We start from the raw sequence: 15,065 nt of genomic DNA on the forward strand, positions 1-15,065 counted from the left end.
GATGAGCACTTTTCCCACCCTAGACGCGTGGCTTTCGCATCTCGAAAGCGCGCATCCCGTCGGCATCGACATGGGCCTGACCCGCATCGGCAAGGTAAAGGACGCGCTGAAACTCGCGTTCGCGTGCCCGGTGATCACGGTCGGCGGCACCAACGGCAAGGGTTCGACCTGCGCGTTTCTCGAGACGATTCTCGTGCGCGCGGGCTACAAGGTTGGCTGCCATACGTCGCCGCATCTGTTGCGCTTCAACGAGCGCGTGCGGATCGACGGCAGGATCGTCGAGGACGATGAACTGCTGCCGCACTTCAATGCGGTCGAGGCCGCGCGCGCGAGCCTGCCGGAGCCGGTGTCGCTCACATACTTCGAATTCACGACGCTGGCGATCATGCACCTGTTCGCGTCGCGCGGGCTCGACGCGGTCATCCTCGAAGTCGGGCTCGGCGGCCGTCTGGATGCGGTGAACGTGATCGACACCGATTGCGCGATCGTCACGAGCATCGATATCGACCACATCGAATATCTCGGCGGCACCCGCGAGCAAATCGCGTTCGAGAAAGCGGGCATTTTCCGGCCGGGCAAGCCCGCGATCTGCGGCGATCCGGCCGTGCCGTCCACGCTCGTCGATCATGCGCAGGCGATCGGCGCAGACCTGTGGCTCGTCGGGCGCGACTTCCGCTTCGTCACGCAGCCCGGCAGCGAGCGTCAGCAATGGTCTTACGTCGGGCGCGACAGACGCTATCCGTCGCTCGCTTACCCGGCGCTGCGCGGCGCGAACCAGCTGCTCAACGCGTCGGCTGCGCTTGCCGCGCTCGAGGCGCTGCGCGGGGTGCTGCCGGTGTCCGCGCAGGATATCCGGCTCGGGCTCGCGAACGTCGAGCTGCCGGGGCGTTTCCAGGTTTTGGCCGGCAAGCCGCTCGTGCTGCTCGACGTCGCGCACAACCCGCATGCGGCCGCTGTGCTCGCGCAAAACCTCGACAGCATGGGCTACTACCCATACACGCATGCGGTGTTCGGCGCGATGGCCGACAAGGATCTGCCGGGCATCGTCGCACGCCTGAAAGGCGTGATCGATCACTGGCACCTGACCGACCTGCCGCTGCCGCGCGCGGCAGCGGCCGACGTGCTCGAACGCGTGCTGCACGGCGCGGGCATCGACGACGGCGAGCAGCACCGCGTCAAGCGCTACGCGACGCCGGCCGAAGCGTTCGTCGGCGCGCTAAAAAGTGCATCCGACAATGATAGAATCGTGGTTTTCGGCAGCTTCTACACGGTAGCGGGTGTGATGCCCGTCGTGGACCGCCGCCATGACCCGGCTTGACGCACGGGTCGTCGTTTCGGATTCAGCCATTCATGGGAATTTTCTCGTTCGGCAAGAAGGATGATGACGCGCCGCAACGGCGCGGCTCGCGAACCGGCTCTCGGAGCGTTCGCAGTGAACGTGTCGAACGCGTCGAGCGTCGTGCGCGCCGCACCGAGCGGCCCGACACCGATGCGCTGATGCTCGATCCGACCCTCCCTGAAAAACAGCGCGCGCGCCGGCGGCTCGTCGGCGCGATCGCGCTGGTGATCGCCGCGGTGGTCGTGCTGCCTTTGGTGCTCGACTCGCACCCGAAGCCCGTGACCGACGATGTCGCGATCGATATCCCGAATCGCCCGTCGCATCAGGCGGCCGCCGCGAACGACGAAGACGCGTCCGACGCGCAGTCCGGCGTCGCGCAGGACGAGCCTGCGGCGTCCGAGACAATCGCGCCTGCGGAAGCCGCGCCGGCGCCGGCTGCCCCCGCGAAGGCGAAATCAGCGAAACCTGCCGCGAAGCAGGCCGATGCCGCCGTCAACGCGCCGGCCGCTGCGCCGAAGCCCGCCGAGCCGGCAGCGCGCGCGAGCGCGGACGCGAACGGCGAGTCCAAGCCGTCCACGCCGGCATCTGGTGCGCGCTTCGCGGTGCAGCTCGGCACATTCCGCGACGATACGGCCGCCCGTGACTGGGCGACAAAGCTCAAGGCCGCGGGCGTGCCCGCCTACGTCGAGCATCGCAAGCAGGCCGACGGCAGTACGGCTACACTGTTGCGCGCGGGGCCGTTCGCCGATCGCGCAGCCGCATCCGCCGCGATCGCCAAGGTCCGCGACGCGGGCTTGACGCAGTAACGGCCGGCAGTCACGGACGACGGGACGATGCTGACCGCTTTCGATTACGCTGTTTTGCTGGTGGTTGCGTTGTCGGCGTTGCGCGGCGCTTGGCGCGGCTTCGTCGGCGAGGTGTTCGGCTTGGTGGGCTGGATCGCCGCGTTTTTGATCGCATGCCGCTTCGTCGGCGCGGTGGTGCCGTATATTCCGGCGAACTGGCCGGGTGGCGCGTTGACACAATGGGTCGTCGCGTTTGCGCTGATCGTGATCGGGGTCGTGCTCGTGGCGAGCGTCGCGAATGCGCTGCTGTCGCGCATTGCGCAGGCGACGGGCCTGGGCGGCGTCGACCGCTCGCTCGGCATGATGTTCGGCGTCGTGCGCGGCGTGCTGCTGGTACTGCTGCTCGTTGCCGCCGGCGGGCTGACCGAATTGCCGAAACAGGATTTCTGGCGCGACGCGTTGTTGCGCCCCTACGCCGAGCAAGGCGTGCGAGAGCTGAAGCCGTTCTTGCCCGACGGGCTCGCCACGTACATCCATGTTTGATACGCGGCAAGCCGAACCGATTTTTGTATCCTTGAAGGACATGCCATGTGCGGCATCGTAGGCGTTATCTCCCAGTCTCCGGTCAACCAACTCATTTATGACAGCCTGCTGCTGTTGCAGCATCGCGGTCAGGACGCGGCGGGCATCGCTACGGCGGACGGCAGTAATTTCCATATGTACAAGGCGAACGGCATGGTGCGCGACGTGTTCCGCACGCGCAACATGCGCAGCCTGCCCGGCACGGCCGGGATCGGTCAAGTCCGTTATCCGACGGCGGGTTCCGCGTCGAGTGAGGCTGAGGCGCAGCCGTTCTACGTGAACGCGCCGTTCGGCATCGTGCTGTCGCACAACGGCAACCTGACGAACTGGGAACAGTTGAAGGACGAGATGTTCCGGATCGATCGCCGGCACATCAATACGAATTCCGATAGCGAAGTGCTGCTGAACGTGCTCGCGCACGAGCTGCAACTGTCGACGACGGGCCTCGAACTCGATCCGGATTCGTTGTTCAAGGCAGTTGCGGGCGTGCACCGCCGCGCGCACGGCTCGTATGCGATCGTCGCGCTGATTGCCGGCTACGGGCTGCTCGCGGTTCGCGATCCGTTCGGCATCCGCCCGCTTTGCATCGGCAAGCTCGAGAGCGAGCGCGGCACCGAATGGATGGTCGCGTCGGAATCGGTCGCGGTGGAAGGTATCGGCTTCGAGTTCGTCCGCGACGTGCAGCCGGGCGAGGCAGTGTTCATCGACAACGACGGCAAGTTCCATAGCCGTCAGTGCGCGGAGCGCCCGAGCCTGAACCCGTGCATGTTCGAGTACGTGTATCTCGCGCGGCCCGATTCGTGCCTCGACGGCGTGCCCGTCTACAACGTGCGGCTGCGCATGGGTGACTATCTCGCGGAGAAGATCATGCGCGAGTTGCCGAACGTGCCGATCGATGTCGTAATGCCGATCCCCGACTCGTCGCGGCCGGCCGCGATGCAGGTGGCGGCGAAGCTCGGCGTCGAGTATCGCGAGGGCTTCTTCAAGAACCGCTATGTCGGCCGCACCTTTATCATGCCGGGCCAGGCGGTACGCAAGAAATCGGTGCGCCAGAAGTTGAACGCGATGAGCATCGAGTTCAAGGACAAGCATGTGCTGATCGTCGACGATTCGATTGTGCGCGGCACCACGTCGCACGAGATCGTGCAGATGGCACGCGACGCGGGCGCGAAATCAGTGATCTTCGCGTCGGCCGCGCCGCCTGTGAAGTTTCCTAACGTCTACGGGATCGATATGCCGACGCGTGGCGAACTCGTCGCGCATGGCCGCGGCGACGACGAAGTCGCGCGGATCATCGGCGCGGATTATCTGATCTATCAGGACGTCGGCGATTTGCGCCGCGCGGTGCGCGATATCAATCCGAAGCTCGAGAGTTTCGAGGCGTCGTGCTTCGACGGCGTGTACATCACCGGCGATGTCACTCCCGAGTATCTCGATTCGATCGAGCGGGCGCGTTTGACACCGGCGTCGCAAGCCGACCGCGATTCGAGCAGCGACGGTGCGCGTTCGCAGATGAACCTGCAATTATCGGCGCAATGAGCGGCTGGCCGCGCGTACCGGAAAGGCGTGATACGATGACACTTTGCGTCGATTTGATTTCAGCTTGCGGACGCGGGGCGACCCGAAACAGCTAAAGCGAAGGCCGGCAGTATTCCGCCGGCCTGAGTCGATAAGCTGTCGTACCGCACCAAGCCCGCTGATGCCGACGCATTAGCGGGCTTTTTGTTGGGTCCGCGCATTTCGTCTTTGCCCGCCGCGCGCGGCGCGCGACGCAAATGCGCTCGAAAACGGAAAACGAAACATGCACGACTCCCTGAACTTCGATACGCTGGCCGTCCGCTCGGGTACGCTGCGCAGCGAATTCAACGAGCATTCGGAAGCGCTCTTTCTGACATCGAGCTTCTGTTACGCGAACGCCGCCGAGGCGGCCGAGCGGTTCAAACACTCCGAGGACTACTACACGTATTCGCGCTTCACGAACCCGACCGTCACGATGTTTCAGGAGCGGCTTGCGGCGCTCGAAGGCGGCGAGGCGTGCATTGCGACGGCTTCCGGAATGGCGGCGATTACGTCGGTCGTCATGGCTGCATTGCAGGCGGGCGATCACATCGTCAGCTCGCGCAGCTTGTTCGGCTCGACGCTCGGCCTGTTCGGGCAGATCTTCAGCAAGTTCGGTATCCAAACGACTTTCGTCGATCCGGCCGATCTCGGCGCGTGGCGCGCCGCCGTGCGGCCCGAGACGAAGCTGTTGTTCGTCGAGACGCCGTCGAATCCGCTTACCGAACTCGCCGACATCGAGGCGATCGGCAAGATCGCGAAGGAAGCGGGCGCGCTGTTTGTTGTCGACAACTGCTTCTGCAGCCCGGTGCTGCAACAGCCGCTGAAGCTCGGCGCCGACGTCGTGATGCACTCGGCAACCAAGTTCCTCGATGGTCAGGGCCGCGTGCTCGGCGGCGCGCTTGTCGGCTCGAAGGCGTTCATCATGGAAAAAGTGTTTCCGTTCGTGCGCACTGCGGGGCCGACGCTTTCCGCGTTCAATGCGTGGGTGTTGCTCAAGGGAATGGAGACGCTGTCGCTGCGTGTGAACAAGCAGTCGGAAAACGCACTCGACATTGCTCGATGGCTCGAAGCGCATCCTGCCGTCAAGCGCGTGTTCTATCCGGGGCTCGAGTCGCATCCGCAATATGCGCTCGCGAAACGCCAGCAGAAATCCGGCGGCTCGGTGGTGTCGTTCGAACTGAAGGGCGACACGCCCGAGCAGCAGCGCGCGAACGCTTGGCGCGTGATCGACGGCACGACGATCGTGTCGATTACCGCGAACCTGGGCGACACTCGCACGACGATCACGCATCCCGCGACGACCACGCATAGCCGGATCACGCCGCAAGCGCGCGAAGCGGCCGGCATCACCGAAGGGCTGATCCGGCTTGCAGTCGGCCTCGAGGACCCGGTGGACATCCGCGGCGATCTCGCGCGCGGGCTCGCAGGCTGACCGTTTTTTTCTGACTATTGGCGATTGCAGACGATGAACCGATACGTTCCCTCCATTCGCACCGCGCTTGCCGGATGCGTGCTGTCGCTCGCGACAGCATGGGTGTGTGCGCAAACTCCGCCTCAGTCCAACGGCAATGCATCGCCGCCGTCCGGCTATCGGCAGCCGCCGAAGGCGATCCTGGACGTGATGCGCGCGCCGCTTCCGCCCGTGCCCGTGATCAGCCCGACTACCGACCGGATGTTGCTGGTGTCGGTGCAGGAATATCCGTCGATCACGCGCGTCGCAACACCGTTCCTGCCGCTGGCGGGCGTGCGCATCGAGCCGGGCAATCGCAGTCGGCACGATACGCCAGGCGGCTATGGCATCCCGAAATGCGCGACGGCTTATTCGCTTGCTCGTATCCCCGGCGGGGACTCGCGTCCCGTCAACTTGCCGGCGAACGGCTGCGCGAGCGAGCCGTTATGGAATGCGAACGGCCGATCGTTCGCGTTCTCGAACGTGACGACGAACGCGGTTGAGCTATGGATCGGCGACGGTGAGACGGGCGCGGTGCATCAGGTTCGCGGCGTCAAACTCAACCCGATGTTCGGTGGAGACGTCTTTTGGATGCCTGATCAAAAGACGCTGCTCGTCAAGCTCGTGCCGCCGGGGCAGGGGCCCGCACCAGCGGCCGGCGATGCGCTGGCCGGCCCGAGCGTGCAGGAGTCCGACGGCCGCTCCGGCCAGAGCAGCACGTATGAAGCGCGTGACACGCTGAAGAGCGCGCGCGACGAGGCGCTGTTCGATTATTACGGCACGTCGCAACTCGCACTCGTCGATGCGCGCAGCGGCGCGGTCACGCTGCTCGGCGAACCGGCGCTTTACGACGGGCTTTCTTCGGCGCCGGATGGTCGCCACCTCCTGGTGTCGACGATTCGCCGCCCCTATTCGTACATCACGACGGCCAGCCGCTTTCCGCACGACTATACAGTCTGGGATATCGCGGATCGCGCCAAGATCGTGACACGCAGGATCGCGGCGCGCCCGCTCGCGGACCGCGTGCCGATTCGCGGCGTGCCGACCGGGCCGCGCGATTTCTCGTGGCGACCGACCGAGCCGGCAACGTTGGTCTGGGCGGAAGCGCTCGACAGCGGCGATTGGAACGTCAACGTGCCCGAGCGCGACAAGGTGATGATGCTGAAAGCGCCGTTCGATGGTGCGCCGCGTGAAGTGCTGCGGTTGCGGCAGCGTTATGCGGGCTTCGCGTGGACCGAACGGCCGGATCTCGCGCTGCTGACTGAATACGACGAGAACCGCCAATGGCAGCGCAGCTTCATCGTCGATGTCGATACGCCGAGTCCCGCGCCGCGCCTGTTGTGGGATATGTCCGTCAATGAGCGGTACGCGGACCCCGGCAATCCGGTCAGCCGCGTGTTGCCGAACGGGTTTCGCGTTGCCCGCGTCGCTGACGGCGCGATTTTCCTGCGTGGCGCGGGCGCGTCGCCGGACGGCAGCCGCCCGTTTCTCGATCGGCTCGACCTCGGCACGCTGAAAACGGAGCGTTTGTTCCGCAGCGAGAAAGCTGCATACGAGTGGTTCGTCGCATTCGCACCGCATGATCTGCATACACTGCTGACTTGGCGCCAGTCGTCGGTCGAGCCGCCGAATCTGTTTTTGCGTTCGCTGGGCGAGCGTATCGACGCGCCCGCGGGCGAGGCGATCTATGCATCGAACCGCACGCCTGTCACACATCTGAGCGATCCGACGCCGATCGTGCGGCAAATTCATAAACGTCTCGTTCGATACAAGCGTGCCGACGGACTCGAGCTCTCGTTTACGCTATACACGCCGCCCGGCTATCGGGAAGGTACGCGAGTGCCTGCGGTGCTGTCAGCCTATCCGCTCGATTATGCGGACGCCGCGACGGCCGGGCAGGTCAGCGGTTCGCAGGAAACGTTTACGCGGCTGCATGGCTATCAGCTTCTGCTGCTTGCTGGTTATGCCGTGATCGACAACGTGTCGTTCCCGATCATCGGCGATCCCAAGCGGGCCTACGACACCTATAACGAGCAGCTCGTCGCCGATGCGAAGGCGGCCGTCGACGAGGCGGTTCGGCTCGGCGTAGTCGATCCGCAGCGCATCGGTGTCACCGGCCACAGCCATGGCGCGCTGATGACCGTCAACCTGCTCGCGCATTCCGATCTGTTCCGCGCCGGCGCCGCGACCAGCGGCTCGTACAACAAAACGCTGACACCGTTTGGATTCCAAAACGAAAGGCGAACCGTGTGGCAGGCGCAGGATGTTTACCTGAAGGTGTCGCCGTTCTTTTATGCGGACAAGCTGAAAACGCCGCTGCTGATCGTGCATGGCGCGGACGACGCGAATCCTGGCACGACACCGCTGCAGGCGACGCTGCTGTACGAAGCTATTCGCGGCAACGGCGGCACGGCGCGTCTAGTGATGTTGCCGCATGAGCCGCACTGGTATACGGCGTTCGAATCGAACGAGCAGTTGGTTGCCGATATGCTGGACTGGTTCGATCGCTATGTGAAGCCGACGCCGCAGGCGGCCGGTTCGAACGCGGGCGGCGCTGTGCTGCCGCAGCGCGAGCCATCATGATATGGAATGGCGCCGGCGCATGGGAAACCGTGGGGCCGGCGCCCGATGCGCCGTCGGTCCGCAGCGGCGGCCGGCATGCCGAATCGTTTCGGTGACCGGCGCCGCGGACATATGGCTTCGGTCCCGATATTCACCGCATGGCGCGGATGAATCAAAAGCTATTCATCGCAGGCTGCTCGCTTTACACGGCGCCGTGCCTATTTGCGACGCCGCCGGACTCTCCACGAATCATCGGATATTTACCTGATTGATCGCCTGCCGCGATCAGCGCGCCCACCTAGCGGACCTGCTTGTATTGCCGCTGTTTGCTTTAGCGAGCGATAGCGTTTAGTCATTCTAATTTTTTAATAAGAACCGGCTTGCTCATTAAAATTGACGCCGGTAGCATGAGCCGATTCGAATTCGCGGTGCCCTATTTCTGGGGGAGACGGTCTCGAATTCTGAGATTCATTAAATAAACAATTAACTGACGAATCAATTGATTTTCCTGTGAGGGCAATCGAAGGAATCGGAAATAGTTTGATCGATTCGACGATCGTGCGCGCCCATTCACATTCGGTTGATGTGCAAAAAAGCAGGCCGCAAGCGCTCGGGCAATCCCGAGCCTGGCTCCGCGCCGAGCTGTGTTTGTTGGCGGATACATAGGGAAAACCACTGTGGATCGATCGAGATCGACAGATGGGCTCATGGCGTCTGGTGTGCGCAGGCTATCGTGCCGGATATGCGCGCAGGAGGCCAGCCGTCATCCGCTTTGCTCGAATCGCGAGGGGACGCGCTGATCCGGCCGTGCGCCGGAGCGCGCACGCGAAATCGTCGAACGCTTGCTAACCGAACCGAACATTTCCTCCGGGTTTCTCTATGGCGCGGTAAACGTGCCCAAAAACCGTTGCGTATCGACGGCGCATGCCACCGCGTTTGGAACTTGTGCAAAAGGGCACCGTGCGTGATTTTGGCGACTCAATGCGAATTGATGAAAGGGATGCGTAAGTCAGCGGCTGCATGCGCGATACCATTTTTTTGGCTGCATTTATGCACCTGAAATCAACATAAAAAGAATCGATAGCTGGCGAGAAAGTATGCATGGAATGAGTTGTTGCGATGCTGACGAGCGGCAAACATGAGCAACGGAGCTGACGCCGTCAGCTCTATCAAAACCATTCTTCCAAGGAGCTTCGTCGTCATGCAGGAAATCGCGGTGTTATGCAGCCTTGCTGCAGTATTTTTCGTGCTCATTGCGAGCCCAGGACCCAATTTTCTCGTCATCACCCAAATCGCTATTAATGAATCCCGCCTTCATGCGATTTGCACAGGATTGGGCGTCGCGTCCGGCAGCGTGCTATGGGCAAGCGCCGCAGCCGCCGGACTCGGTCTGGTATTTGCGCGGTGGCCTTTGACTCAACCAGTGCTGCAATTATTGGGAGGAGCCTATCTCGTGCATGTGGGGCTGAAAATATGGCGTAACGCGCATCAGCCGTTGGGGCAGAAGAAAGTCGATAAGTCTGCATATCAATCGTTGTTCAAGGCGTATCGCTTCGGCCTGGCCACCAACCTGACCAATCCGAAAGCACTGGTTTTCTACACCAGCGTATTCACCAGCCTGTTGATTCCAGGTCTCGCGCCATGGACCAAGCCGGCCGCGATCGCATTGATCGCCGTGCTGGCGTCATCGTGGTTCGTCACGCTTGCGACGCTGTTCTCGGTGAACCGCGTGCAGCACGTCTATCGCCTCGCAAAGACACGTATCGATCAGATCACCGCCGCATGCTTGGCGGTATTCGGCGTCAAGCTGATCTGGGGTCTCGTCAGCGTGCTGCCGATTCATTTGCATGCCTGACCATTTCGTCGTCGCAATCAAGGAGCGCGAACCATGACATATCAAGAAGTACCGTGTATCGACTGGCACTATCCCACCGCAATCAAGGTCGGTCCAGGCCGTATACGCGAAACCCCGCACTGGTGCCTTCAGCACGGCATCACCCGGCCGCTGCTGGTGACGGACCCGTTCATCGCGAAGCAGCCGTATACCGGCACGCTGATCGAGAGATTTCGCGTTGCCGGGATCGATGTGCAACTGTTCGATCAGATCAAGGGCAACCCTACTGGGGGCAACGTCGCAGCAGGGTTGGACGTATATCGGCGTAGTGAGCGCAACGGCGTGGTTGCGCTCGGAGGCGGATCGCCGATTGACGCCGCCAAGGCTATCGCATTGATGACGGGGCAGACGGGGCAGCTGTGGGACTACGAGGACGTCGGCAATCCCGAGGCGACGATCAACGCCGCCGGTATTGCGCCGATGATCGCGATTCCGACCACGGCGGGCACGGGCTCGGAAACGGGCCGCGCAGCGGTCATCACCGACGAGCAGGCGCGCGTGAAGCGCACCATGTTGCACTTGAAGATGATGCCACGCGTCGCGATTCTGGATGCGGAACTGACACTGGGTTTGCCGCCCGGGCTGACTGCCGCTACTGGCATGGATGCGTTGACCCACTGCCTCGAAGCGTGGTGCTCGCCGGTGTATCACCCGATGGCCGAAGGCATTGCCGCCGAAGGCATGCGGCTGATTCGATATGCACTACCTGCGGTGCTGAGCGATGGCGGCGACGTGCATGCGCGCCAGCAGATGCTGGTTGCGTCGGCGCTTGGCGCTGCATCGTTCCAGCGAGGGCTGGGCGCAGTGCATGCGTTGGCGCAGACGTTGGGCGCGTTGTATGACGCGCATCACGGTTTGCTCAATGCGGTGTTGCTGCCGTATGTGCTTCGTGCGAATGCGGCGATGCCACAGGAGCCGCTCGAGCGATTGGCCCGTTATTTGGATCTGCCTGGCACGGGGCTCGAGGCGATCCTGCAATGGGTGCTGACGCTGCGCCGCGAAGGCGGCATCCCGCACACGCTGCGCACGCTGGGCATAGATGGTTCGCAGGCCGATTTGATTTGCCGGATGGCCGTGGCCGACGGTTGTTCGAATACGAATCCGGTAGCGGTGTCGACCGACTATTACCGTCGATTGCTGGATTGCGCATTGGACGGCGTGCTCTGATCCGTCCGTGGCCGCGCCGGCGCTCCGCTCGCCGGCCGGCGGCACCGCTTTTTTCCGTCATCGTTTGGAAATCGTTCGAGGGATGTTTTGATGCCTGCGCCGGGCCGAGGCGAGGCTATCGCGATACACGGAATTCGATTGCGTAAGTGACCGCGCATCCGATTCCTGTCGCAAACGGCTTTTCGTACTGGTTACGAAAAAGCCCGGTTTCTCCTGGGCGTAAGAATCAGTGCGAATAACCCCAGTATCTAAGAAATTACGCCAGAGATTTGACGAATTTATGAGAATAAGTCATTTTAATGCGTTCAGGGCAGTAGCGGAAACGGGCAGCTTCAGTTCGGCGGCGGCTGAATTAGGCTGTACGCAATCCAATATCAGTCATGCGATATCTGAAGTCGAGAAATTCGTCGGCGAGCGCCTGTTCGTGCGCTCCCGGGCTGGTTGCGTGCTGACTGACGCGGGTGCGGAGCTAATCATCAAGACGGGCAATTTGCTCGATATCGTCAACGACATGCTTGGTAAGACGCTGTCGTCGCGGCCGGTGCGCATTTCGACGCTACGCAGCGTCGGAACCGGATTGCTCGCGCAGTTGATGTCCGATTTGAGTAAGGTGCGTGCGGACATCCGGGTGGAAATCCTCGACGACACCGAGCGAGAGGAATCCGTGCTCGATGTGCTCAACGAGCTTGGTGCCGATATCGCGATCATCACAAACATGGAGGCAGAGAAGTACATCTCGCGCGCGTTCGTCAAGGACCGATACGTCGCAGTGTTGCCACCCGATATCGCAATGCAAGGTACGCTGCGTTGGGATCAATTGCAGTCACTAAACTTCATTCAGCAGAACAACCCGCATAGCATTCAGGCGGTGGCGAGCCTGCGCAATTATGGCGTGCATTTGCGAAGCTTCTACAAGATTGCCAGTGTCGATAGCATTTTGTCGATGGTGGAGAACGGGGTGGGTTTTTCGATCGTGCCGCAACTGGCACTGCCGGAGAATCCGAAGACGTACCGGATTGCCGTGCTGCCGCAGTTGATTGAACGCGAACTGGTCGTGTTGAGTCGACCCTATTCGATGCTGAGCCACGCGGCCCGCACGGTGCTGGATTTCATTTGCGACAAGCCGACGCTGCGCAAGACGTCGGCCTATCGGCGTCAGGTGATCGAACTGGCGGCGTGAGCGCGGTGTGGTTTCGCCGCCGCAGCCGCTGCATGGGCATGCGTGCGGCTCATCGCGCGTGAGTTTGACCGAAGCGTGCGCTCAAGGCTGCTGCTGAGCGCACGCTGGATTGAACACTCGCTTGGTCGACGGCGGATTGTTTGCCAGCTTGTTCGCCGGACGACGCGGCCGGGCCACCAACTCGCCGCCGCAGTTCGGGCATTTGCCTTTCAGCACGTTGGTTGCGCAGTCCGCGCAAAACGTACACTCGAAAGAACAGATCCGCGCATCGGCATCCGGCGGCAGATCCTTGTCGCAGCATTCACATCCCGGTCTGAGTTCCAGCATCGGCTTCTCCTTTGTTATCGAGGTGTTGAAAAAACGTGCGTGCCTGGCGATCCGGGTAACGCATCGCCGGGGTCGGATGTGGCATTGAGGCGATGGGCAGCATATCAGGAATTCCCGCCCTGCACAAAACGGGTTTGCTCACGCGTAATAAGCACGCCAAATCAGGTTGTGCCTGCATATTCCCACGATTAAAACCGGCATATCAAGCATTTCCATTGATGCTTGGAAATGAGTTATTAGCGCAATCGGTTGTTAGCGCAGAGGCGCCCGCTCAGAATCGGCAGCTCATCTTCAACACAAATAGGGTGGATGAACATCATGCCGAAATTCGATCTTTATCGAAAAATCAGATGGCACGCACTGGTGCACGAATACGGGCTCGACGGCCAACGCCTGTTGCCGTGGGACGGATATTCGATGCCGTTCGGCGGCGGTTGGTGCGTTGTGCGTCCCCATACGATCAGCGAGCCGCACACGCAGATCGACCAGGAACTGTTCATCGCGATCAAGGGTAAAGGTTCCGTAGTGATCGGCGAGACGACCTATCCGTTCGAGATCGGCGACATCGTCGTGATTCCTAAGCATACAAACCATTACGTGATCAACGATTCGGACGAAGACTTTCATTTTTACGTGATCTGGTGGGACGAAGCACATGTCAAGCGCTACATGAACGAACTCAATGACGAGACGGGGTGCCTGAATGACTAAATTCGTCGTCACGATCACGCCGCCGACGCCGAACGGCGATCTCCACATCGGCCATCTCGCCGGCCCGTTCTTGGCCGCCGACGTATTCGCGAGGGCGCAGCGCCAACGCGGGCACGAGTGCGTGCTGATCTCGTATTCGGACGACTACCAGTCGTACATGCTGCGCAAGGGCCGCGAGCTGGCAACCGACCCGGTTGCGCTGGCGCGCGCCAATACCGAGAAGATCAACGCGACGTTGGCGGCTGCGGACGTACAGATCGACCATTTGCACCAGCCCTATGAGAACGCGTATTTCGCCGAAGCCGTGCGCCGCGTCTATCGGGCGGCGCAAGACAAGCAGGCGTTCGACGTCAGGGTTTCGGACGAACCCTATTGTCCGTCATGTAATGTTTGGGGATACGAAGCATTTGGGCGCGGAAATTGCAACTACTGCGGCGCGGATTCGGATGCAAGCCAATGCGAAAGTTGTGCGCAGGAGCCCGATTCGAAGCGGATGGCCAACTTTCGTTGCAAGCTCTGCGGTGGCCAGCACACGTGGCGGCCCGTTGAGCGCGTCTTTTTGCGCTTGCCGAAATTCCAGTCGCTCTTGCGCTCGACGTTTCGACAGATGCCGTTGCGCCGCCCAATGGGCGACTGGATCGCGGACACGATCGACACGAAGCTGCACGACTGGGGCGTAACGCGTCCCGAGGATGGCGGTCTCGACTTGGCAGCCGACGGCAGCCGCCGCGTTCATACGTGGTTCATGGGGCTGGCCGGATACATGGCGGCATTTCGCGAATACGCGGAAGTTCATCAGCACGACCCCGGCTTGTTCGAGCGGTACTGGCATTCGGACGACAGCCGCCTCGTGCATTTTCTCGGTTTCGACTGCGCATTCAGCCACGCGATCGTTTATCCAACGCTGCTTGCGAATATGCCGGAATTGCGGATTCGTCAGCACTTCTATCCGAACCAATTTCTGACGCTCGACGGCCTGAACTTGTCGACGAGCCGCAATCACGCGATCTGGATGCGCGATTTGGTCGCCGAATCGTGCTCGGACAGCGCGCGGCTCTACCTCGCGTCGATCTCGCCGGAGGAAGGCGAGGGTGATTTCAGCCGGCAGGGCTTTCGGGATTGGCGGCAATCCGTATTCACGGAATTTCTCGAGACGTTGCCGCTGCCGTCCGAACGCGCGACCGAGCTGTGGACGCCGAGCGCGCCACCGGACGTTGCGTTGTTGATCGCCGGATTCCGGCAGCGCTGGCTGAGTGCGACATCGTCCGAGCGGTTCTCGATGCGGCAACTCGCTCACGTCGTGCTGGATTTGATTGCCGTCGCGCGTGAGCGGCATGCGGCGCATCGTCTAGACATCGACCTGATCGTCGCGATTGCCGCGTTCGGCAAGCCGCTGATGCCGAAGTTCGCCGCGCGGGTTTTCGACGCCTATGGGGTTGGCGAGCGCGATGCGACTGCCTATCTGGTGGACGGCACGGCCGCCGAATATTCGATCTGACAGCCTGAAC

At 61.9% G+C, this 15,065-nt stretch carries 12 protein-coding genes; 11 read left to right on the forward strand and 1 reads right to left on the reverse strand.

Annotation, left to right across the window (positions count from 1 at the left end; all coding sequences use genetic code 11):
• Position 1: 1 nt before the first annotated feature.
• The 9 genes from folC to WS68_RS21810 all read left to right on the forward strand — a co-directional run bounded on the left by folC (position 2) and on the right by WS68_RS21810 (position 12,519).
• On the forward strand, positions 2-1,318 hold the full coding sequence (gene folC, locus WS68_RS21770; RefSeq protein ID WP_059572724.1) for a bifunctional tetrahydrofolate synthase/dihydrofolate synthase: 1,317 nt from the start codon (positions 2-4) through the stop codon (positions 1,316-1,318).
• Positions 1,319-1,350: 32 nt separating this feature from the next.
• Entirely contained in the window at positions 1,351-2,145 is a 795-nt protein-coding gene (locus WS68_RS21775; RefSeq protein WP_059572725.1) for an SPOR domain-containing protein, read from the forward strand.
• 27 nt (positions 2,146-2,172) lie between these two features.
• Entirely contained in the window at positions 2,173-2,667 is a 495-nt protein-coding gene (locus WS68_RS21780) for a CvpA family protein (RefSeq protein ID WP_059572726.1), read from the forward strand.
• Positions 2,668-2,712: 45 nt separating this feature from the next.
• Entirely contained in the window at positions 2,713-4,245 is a 1,533-nt protein-coding gene (gene purF, locus WS68_RS21785; RefSeq protein ID WP_059572727.1) for an amidophosphoribosyltransferase, read from the forward strand.
• A 262-nt stretch (positions 4,246-4,507) separates the two neighbouring features.
• The gene (locus WS68_RS21790) at positions 4,508-5,698 is read left to right on the forward strand and encodes an O-succinylhomoserine sulfhydrylase (protein ID WP_059572728.1); all 1,191 of its coding nucleotides are present in this window, start codon (positions 4,508-4,510) and stop codon (positions 5,696-5,698) included.
• 33 nt (positions 5,699-5,731) lie between these two features.
• A complete protein-coding gene (locus WS68_RS21795; RefSeq protein WP_082710247.1) occupies positions 5,732-8,299 on the forward strand; it encodes an alpha/beta hydrolase family protein in 2,568 nt (855 codons plus the stop codon).
• A gap of 1,117 nt (positions 8,300-9,416) precedes the next feature.
• Positions 9,417-10,133, forward strand: a complete 717-nt coding sequence (locus WS68_RS21800; protein ID WP_197419654.1) for a LysE family translocator — start codon at positions 9,417-9,419, stop codon at positions 10,131-10,133.
• A 33-nt stretch (positions 10,134-10,166) separates the two neighbouring features.
• A complete protein-coding gene (locus WS68_RS21805) occupies positions 10,167-11,339 on the forward strand; it encodes an iron-containing alcohol dehydrogenase (protein ID WP_059572730.1) in 1,173 nt (390 codons plus the stop codon).
• Between the two features lie 229 nt (positions 11,340-11,568).
• Positions 11,569-12,519, forward strand: coding sequence for a LysR family transcriptional regulator (locus tag WS68_RS21810; RefSeq protein ID WP_156429608.1), 951 nt, complete (start codon positions 11,569-11,571; stop codon positions 12,517-12,519).
• An 81-nt stretch (positions 12,520-12,600) separates the two neighbouring features.
• On the opposite strand, the gene WS68_RS21815 is transcribed toward WS68_RS21810, so the two are convergent.
• Entirely contained in the window at positions 12,601-12,846 is a 246-nt protein-coding gene (locus WS68_RS21815; protein WP_059514903.1) for a DUF1272 domain-containing protein, read from the reverse strand.
• Positions 12,847-13,164: 318 nt separating this feature from the next.
• Between WS68_RS21815 and WS68_RS21820 the strand changes: the two genes are divergently transcribed.
• A complete protein-coding gene (locus WS68_RS21820) occupies positions 13,165-13,557 on the forward strand; it encodes a cupin domain-containing protein (RefSeq protein WP_059573073.1) in 393 nt (130 codons plus the stop codon).
• Positions 13,550-15,055, forward strand: a complete 1,506-nt coding sequence (locus WS68_RS21825) for a methionine--tRNA ligase (RefSeq protein WP_059572732.1) — start codon at positions 13,550-13,552, stop codon at positions 15,053-15,055. The genes WS68_RS21820 and WS68_RS21825 overlap by 8 nt, the downstream gene beginning before the upstream one ends.
• The last annotated feature ends 10 nt before the right edge of the window (positions 15,056-15,065 follow it).

Origin of the sequence: Burkholderia sp. TSV86, assembly GCF_001522865.1 — a bacterium.
Classification (GTDB): domain Bacteria; phylum Pseudomonadota; class Gammaproteobacteria; order Burkholderiales; family Burkholderiaceae; genus Burkholderia.

What these genes read in the sequence shown, in the direction of transcription:
- folC (WP_059572724.1), top strand. Translation starts at nt 2, where the DNA reads ATGAGCACTTTTCCCACCCTAGACGCGTGGCTTTCGCATCTCGAAAGC.
- WS68_RS21775 (WP_059572725.1), top strand. Translation starts at nt 1,351, where the DNA reads ATGGGAATTTTCTCGTTCGGCAAGAAGGATGATGACGCGCCGCAACGG.
- WS68_RS21780 (WP_059572726.1), top strand. Translation starts at nt 2,173, where the DNA reads ATGCTGACCGCTTTCGATTACGCTGTTTTGCTGGTGGTTGCGTTGTCG.
- purF (WP_059572727.1), top strand. Translation starts at nt 2,713, where the DNA reads ATGTGCGGCATCGTAGGCGTTATCTCCCAGTCTCCGGTCAACCAACTC.
- WS68_RS21790 (WP_059572728.1), top strand. Translation starts at nt 4,508, where the DNA reads ATGCACGACTCCCTGAACTTCGATACGCTGGCCGTCCGCTCGGGTACG.
- WS68_RS21795 (WP_082710247.1), top strand. Translation starts at nt 5,732, where the DNA reads ATGAACCGATACGTTCCCTCCATTCGCACCGCGCTTGCCGGATGCGTG.
- WS68_RS21800 (WP_197419654.1), top strand. Translation starts at nt 9,417, where the DNA reads ATGAGCAACGGAGCTGACGCCGTCAGCTCTATCAAAACCATTCTTCCA.
- WS68_RS21805 (WP_059572730.1), top strand. Translation starts at nt 10,167, where the DNA reads ATGACATATCAAGAAGTACCGTGTATCGACTGGCACTATCCCACCGCA.
- WS68_RS21815 (WP_059514903.1), bottom strand. Translation starts at nt 12,846, where the DNA reads ATGCTGGAACTCAGACCGGGATGTGAATGCTGCGACAAGGATCTGCCG.
- WS68_RS21820 (WP_059573073.1), top strand. Translation starts at nt 13,165, where the DNA reads ATGCCGAAATTCGATCTTTATCGAAAAATCAGATGGCACGCACTGGTG.
- WS68_RS21825 (WP_059572732.1), top strand. Translation starts at nt 13,550, where the DNA reads ATGACTAAATTCGTCGTCACGATCACGCCGCCGACGCCGAACGGCGAT.